This is a genomic window from Anoxybacillus sp. MB8 (assembly GCF_011006755.1).
Classification (GTDB): Bacteria; Bacillota; Bacilli; order Bacillales; family Anoxybacillaceae; genus Anoxybacillus; species Anoxybacillus gonensis.
Map to the genome: position 1 here is coordinate 1 of NZ_RXXX01000104.1, position 816 is coordinate 816.

2 protein-coding genes and 1 pseudogene are annotated in these 816 nt (G+C 38.7%); 2 read left to right on the forward strand and 1 reads right to left on the reverse strand.

Annotated features, from left to right (window positions below; all coding sequences use genetic code 11):
• Both EKC99_RS15295 and EKC99_RS16095 read left to right on the forward strand, forming a co-directional pair.
• A partial coding sequence (locus tag EKC99_RS15295) for a transposase (protein ID WP_163152662.1) occupies window positions 1–170 on the forward strand: 170 nt, incomplete at its 5' end.
• A gap of 114 nt (window positions 171–284) precedes the next feature.
• On the forward strand, window positions 285–584 hold the full coding sequence (locus EKC99_RS16095; protein WP_163152664.1) for an ApeA N-terminal domain 1-containing protein: 300 nt from the start codon (window positions 285–287) through the stop codon (window positions 582–584).
• Here EKC99_RS16095 and istB read toward each other — a convergent pair.
• Window positions 514–816 (reverse strand): annotated as a pseudogene (gene istB / locus EKC99_RS15305) (IS21-like element IS5376 family helper ATPase IstB); the annotation flags it as partial. The gene EKC99_RS16095 and the pseudogene istB sit on opposite strands and share 71 nt — an antisense overlap.

The following is an 816-nucleotide window of genomic DNA, read 5'->3' on the forward strand; positions in this document are numbered from 1 at the left end:
TCGTCAAACGAACAGACGAAATCATATCGTGCATGTTATCGCCTTATTCGAATGGGAAAATGGAGGGAACGAATAACAAGATCAAGCTGATTAAACGTCGAGGATACGGATACAGAAATATCCAACGTTTTGCATTGCGGGTTCGGTTAGAAACAGCTACCATACTTTAATGGCTGGTGCAAGTACATCTTTTGGTGATGAACCCAAATTTTTCTATTTTTCCTTTTATGTAGCAACAATCTTTTAGAAAAGAGCATTAATTTAACATTAGGAGGCAGGAAAAAATGGCATTAGACAAACTTAATAATAAAGATTTGAATCAAAATTTTAAAGTTAAAGGAGTTTGGTGGATTCCTTCAAAAGAAGATAAACAAGAAATCGCTGGGGAACTTATTTATGAAAATGGACATATCACTCTTGAGTTATTCGGTTCATTTGAGGAAGACATTTTTATATGTCAAGGCCGATTATTTTTTTCCCAAAATCGCCGGTTTAAAATTCCCCAGAAGGACCTCATTGATCCTTCTGTTTTTCTTGTTGGAGTCTTTTTTCCCGTAATCGATAGCTTTCCCCCTTTAGGTTGAAAATGATGGAATGATGCAGTAATCGATCTAACATCGCTGTCGCCAAAACCGAGTCTCCCACGATTTCTCCCCATTCCCTAAAGCTTTTGTTGGAGGTGAGGATAATCGGGGCATGCTCGTACCGCCGGGCGATCACTTGAAATAAGTAATGAGCGCTGTTCGGGTCCAGTTTTAGATACCCCATTTCATCAATAATGAGAACGGTTGGCTTCACAAAGACACGAAGCTTTTT

Excerpts from the sequence above, each read along its gene's own strand:
- EKC99_RS16095 (WP_163152664.1), top strand. The coding sequence starts at position 285 with ATGGCATTAGACAAACTTAATAATAAAGATTTGAATCAAAATTTTAAA.